The organism is Bacteroidales bacterium (genome assembly GCA_018334875.1).
Lineage (GTDB): Bacteria > Bacteroidota > Bacteroidia > Bacteroidales > UBA12077 > JAGXLC01.
Genome location: JAGXLC010000308.1, coordinates 1 through 4,837, shown reverse-complemented (window position 1 = coordinate 4,837; position 4,837 = coordinate 1). Strand labels below are relative to the sequence as shown.

Genomic DNA, 4,837 nt, shown 5'->3' with positions numbered 1-4,837 from the left:
ACATCGGCACCCAGTTCAACCAACGTTTCGATCAACACAGCCGTTTGAACGGTCATATGAAGGGAACCGGTGATTCTGGCCCCCTTGAGTGGTTTCTCTTTTCCATACTTATTCCTTAATTCAATCAAGCCTGGCATTTCATGTTCAGCAAGCTCTACCTGCTTCCTGCCTTCCTCGGCCATATTAATGTCTCTTACCCGATATTCAAGGTTTTCATCAATTTTTTCCAATTTGCTCATATTTTATTTATTTTTAATTATTAGTAGATATAAACGGTCCTAAAAATAACCATTTCAATTTATTTCTTAAAATGGAAAATGCCCCAGGTCAGGTTTCCTTCTTTTCCGCCTTTAACCCAATGCTGAAGGCCTTTCTTCATGTTGTCAATATATTCCCTGGAAACTTTTCCTTCCAGCTTGTGCTCATTTTCCACGGTTTCATCGTGTACCCTGGAATAATGATTGATCAGATGCTGTGGCATTTCTTCAAATGCCTGTTCTTTCAATCCTACTTCCTTACAGGTTTTGCGGTAAAATTTGGGAGATCCGAGTGACGAGAGGTTGATCCGGTCGTAAATGGGCTGTAACACTTCCTCATTGCAATTATCGGTCTGCATCGGATCGGTAAAGATTAAATCCCCTCCGGGCTTAAGTACCCTGGCTGCTTCTTCAATTACTTTCTTCCGGTCGTCGGCGTGAAGGATGGCATCCTCCGACCATACGATGTCAAAGGTTTCGTCAGGGAAAGGTATGGAGTCAAAACTCCCGTCGATTACCTCAATCAGGTGATCCAAACCCTGTTCCTTATTCATTTTCCGTCCCCGTTCATTCTCTGTTTCACTCAGATTAAGAACCGTAACATGACAGCCGTATTTTTTGGCCAAATGCCTTGCAGAACCTGAAAAACCACCACCGAGATCGATAATTTTGGTATTTTCATCGATCTTATCGGCATAACTGGCCATGGTGTCAATGGTTCTCCGGCTGGCGGTATAAATATCCTCGTCTTCTGTTTTGTAAATGCCCAGGTGCAGATCTTCTCCGCCCCATATGGTGTAATAAAAATTATGGGCGTCCTGGCTGTTGTAATATTCTCTTGCTTTTTCCACTTCACTGGAATAGTCCTTCTTACTCATAATAACCTCCTCATGTTTTTTGTGAAATATTTTAAGCTGATTTGACAATTAAAAATCGAAAAATCCTTCTCTGTACTTGTTGACGTAATTTTCGCAGAAAGGATCCTTGCCCAAGAGGGTTTCGGCTGCAATAACGCTGGCCATCATCCTTTTATCCAGCGGATTCATAATAGCTGCATTGAGCCCTTTGGTAATGGCCATCACCATAAAGGTTTGATTGGCAAATTTACGCCTGGGTATGCCATACGATATATTGGACAAACCACAAACGGTATTGATTCCTTCATATTCCTGATGAATGGCTTCAATGGTGTTGAGGAACTCAATACCGAAATTGTCTCCCGATCCGATAGGCTGTACCAGGGGATCAACATAAATATTTTCCAGCGGCACGTTATTGTTAACAAGATTGTTGACCAATTTGTTTGCAATTTTAAGCCGATCATCCTTGGTGTAAGGCATTCCCTCATCACTCATACAAAGGGCGATCACCTTCATATCTTTGCCTTTCACTACAGGCAACATATTATCATAGCGGTCTTTTTCCAGAGATATGGAATTCAGCATCGGTGTTCCCTTGTGGACTTTAACCGCTTCTTCAATGACTTTCGGGTCCGGGGTATCTATACAGCAGGGCGCGTCAACATTTTCCTGAACAGTTTCGATCAACCATTTGACATAATCTTCCTCCTTACCGACAAAAATACCAGCGTTCACATCAATAAAATCGGCGCCGTGTTCATATTGGTCTTTCGCCACCTGTGCTATGGCATCATAATTTTTTTCTTTGATCTCATTCCGAATTTTTTTTCGGCTTGCATTGATCAATTCTCCTACTATTTGCATTTTATTTCCTCCTATTTTAAAAATTCTTTTTGTTTCACTTCATTATGGGGTGATACATATATAAAATCCGGGGATTTGTAAGGACCAAACAACATTTTCCTGAAGTAATCATCCGACCCCTTATATTCAATGAACTTTTTATTGAAATGTTCGGCATTTTTCCGGGCCCTTTCGCGGTATTTATCCACATCATCGGTATTCGTATTCACAAAACTGATGTAATCATAATTTTTTATCTCCATTTGCATGGCTTCTTCCGCCATTTCGGGTCCCACCCTTTCAGTATACTCATTCTCCACCAGTCCCAGCGGGTCCGTCTTATTCAATATCCAGCTTTTGGTCAGGTGGTATGTGCCCGGGTGCTGTTTAAATATTCTATGATAGGCCTCCCGGCTACCAAGGTACAATGCGATACAATCATGTACCCGGGGTATATAAAGTCCCTGCTCCGGGGCTTTAAGCCCTACAATGCCATTGGAGCACAAACCATAACCCAGAACTACCGTTTCATAATCCCCGGTAAGCTTATCCAGTGTTTCCTGTATATAGGTTTTCATCTTATCGGGAGCACGATGCAAATTCTGGGGAAGATATTGAATATCCACCTCGGGATGACCTTCCCGGAGTCGCTCTAACTCGGGACTTATGCTGCCACAGGCAATGATCTTCTTCATAATCAAGCTTAGTCTTCCACGTTTTGCACTTCTGACAATTTCGGATTTCCAACGGCTCTCGCTATGAAACGGGTTAAAGAACCTTCGGTTTTACGTTCCACATCAACATACGGATCTGTAGCTCCGGATTTCACCGCTGCTTCCTTGGCCAGTTTTCTGGCTATATTCTCAGCATAATCGCAGGCCTCCCTATACTGTTCAAAACTTTTGCTTCTATCTCCAAATTTGACTACATAGGAATACTGAATCTCATTCTCCCGTACAAATACTATGGCTTCACGAACCTCAGAAACTGAACCTGAAACGGCACCCACGGCATTGGCTACTTCTGAGAACTCAGGCAATATAAACTTGGCGTGAACCGTTCTGGCTGCCCGCTTAAGAAAATGCCTGGCCGGCGCACCGGTTCCGATAACGGGAAAACGGCTTCCCGCATCAATAGAAAGATAATTGTTATCACTATGGAGAATTTCCCGAAGCATCCATTTACCCCACTCTCCGTCAATTCTGTCGGGCATCCTGGAGTAATCCAGATTCTGACAGGCCAGGAATATGAGTATCTCTTCCACAATAATATCTACTATCTTATCAAAAACCGTCTCTATAAATTCTTTACGGTTTACTCCATATACCTGGCAATAGTAATCTGTGGCCGTGAACGCGGTATCGGCATCCCACATATTCATTCCGCCTTCCACATGCAACAAATCGGAAGGGGTGAGTGCTGCGCATTCAATTTTCCCCTCCTGTATCAACCCATCCAGATGTAGGTGAGAAGGATGAAAAACACCCACTTTACTCAGCAGATCTGAAAGGCGATGAGGTTCTGCAATTAACTCCACTGCTTTTCTTTGTTTCTCGTTTAAACCCTCCAGAGTATGCTCATCCAGAGGCTTATGCAAGTACCAGTATTCGATATCAAAAAGGTTTTTCCGGATCTGTGTTGTATTTTTCAACGATTGTATTTCGCCGGCCACTTTTTTATGATGATAGGCAATCTGCGAAAGCGGTCTGACCCGGTCGGGCCCGATAAGTATGTCTTTCTTCTTGTTATAGGAAATCCTGCTGTCGCAGCCCACACTGATGGTTCTGATCTTTGCTGCTTCAACTGCCGTTTCGGTATTTCCCACTTTGGCTCCCTCTTCGGAGACCACCACTCTGGAATCTTTAACCAAAGCCATATCGGTAGTGGTACTGCCCATGTCAATAACAAGTGCACTGCCATCACGTGCCAGGAATCTGCCTCCTATTGCACTGGCAGCCGGACCGGACAGAACCGTTTCTACCGGTTTCTGCACCGCCTCGGTATAAGGCATCATCGTGCCGTCACCGCGCACAATCATAAGAGGGGCCTCAATGCCCAATTCCTGAAGGGAATTCTGTACAGCCTGAATAAAATCCTGCATCACCGCAACCAAAGATGCATTGATAGCCGCAGTTGCCGCCCGTTTTATTGAATTTAGTTTTGTAGAAAGCTGACTGGCCATTACCACAGGCAAATCAGTCTGCTCTCTGATAATCTCAAAAGCCCGCTCTTCATGTTCAGGGTTTAACGGGCTGAAATAGCTGGATACTGCCACAGCATCAAACTCAGATTCCTTTTCCTGAATCCATTTTTTAATGTTTTCTTCATCCAGAGGGGCAGCTTCGTTTCCCTGGGCATTATGGCCGCCTTTAAAATAGGAAATGTTTTCGGTAGAAAGCTTTTCCGTGAGACCGTATTGTTCTACCAAATCCTGGTCATAACCAATCAACAGCAATCCGACCTTTCTGGCTTTACCTTCAGCCACGGAATTGGTAGCCAAAGTACTTGATATACCCACAAGTTTGATGCTATATTCCTCCTTAATGTTTAGTTTTTTCAAAACCTTGATAACACCAATCTTAAGGTCCTCTCTTGTGGTCAGTGACTTGGCCGCAGAAATCACCTTTCTCGATTCATAATGGAGCAACACTCCATCGGTAAAAGTTCCTCCTGTATCTATCCCTATTACATATCGATCCATACAATTCCCATCTAATACTCAGGAAAAAGCAGGAAGCAAGAAGAGGCAATTGTACTTCTGCTTCCTGTTTTCTTTTATTTGTTCTGGGCTTTACTGCCCGCTTCCTTCTTGATTCTTTCTTCCGATTCTTTCAATATCTTTTCTATTTCTGCATCGGCTTTTTCAGGAACCTTATC

5 protein-coding genes are annotated in these 4,837 nt (G+C 43.4%); all 5 read right to left on the bottom strand.

The genetic code is table 11. From position 1 onward, the window contains the following. A partial coding sequence (locus KGY70_17055) for an adenosylhomocysteinase (protein ID MBS3776909.1) occupies window positions 1-239 on the bottom strand: 239 nt, incomplete at its 3' end. Window positions 240-298: 59 nt separating this feature from the next. Then, window positions 299-1,135 carry a methyltransferase domain-containing protein gene (locus KGY70_17050; GenBank protein MBS3776908.1) on the bottom strand — a complete coding sequence of 279 codons (837 nt, stop codon included), beginning with the start codon at window positions 1,133-1,135 and terminating at the stop codon, window positions 299-301. Window positions 1,136-1,183: 48 nt separating this feature from the next. Beyond that, entirely contained in the window at window positions 1,184-1,981 is a 798-nt protein-coding gene (locus KGY70_17045; GenBank protein MBS3776907.1) for a dihydropteroate synthase, read from the bottom strand. A gap of 11 nt (window positions 1,982-1,992) precedes the next feature. Continuing rightward, window positions 1,993-2,655 (bottom strand): DUF1638 domain-containing protein, encoded by a 663-nt coding sequence (locus tag KGY70_17040; protein ID MBS3776906.1) that lies wholly within the window; start codon window positions 2,653-2,655, stop codon window positions 1,993-1,995. 8 nt (window positions 2,656-2,663) lie between these two features. Next, on the bottom strand, window positions 2,664-4,661 hold the full coding sequence (locus KGY70_17035) for a hydantoinase/oxoprolinase family protein (GenBank protein MBS3776905.1): 1,998 nt from the start codon (window positions 4,659-4,661) through the stop codon (window positions 2,664-2,666). Between the last annotated feature and the right edge of the window lie 176 nt (window positions 4,662-4,837).

Coding starts and splice junctions, on each gene's coding strand:
- KGY70_17045 (MBS3776907.1), bottom strand. CDS start 1,981: ATGCAAATAGTAGGAGAATTGATCAATGCAAGCCGAAAAAAAATTCGG.
- KGY70_17035 (MBS3776905.1), bottom strand. CDS start 4,661: ATGGATCGATATGTAATAGGGATAGATACAGGAGGAACTTTTACCGAT.
- KGY70_17050 (MBS3776908.1), bottom strand. CDS start 1,135: ATGAGTAAGAAGGACTATTCCAGTGAAGTGGAAAAAGCAAGAGAATAT.
- KGY70_17040 (MBS3776906.1), bottom strand. CDS start 2,655: ATGAAGAAGATCATTGCCTGTGGCAGCATAAGTCCCGAGTTAGAGCGA.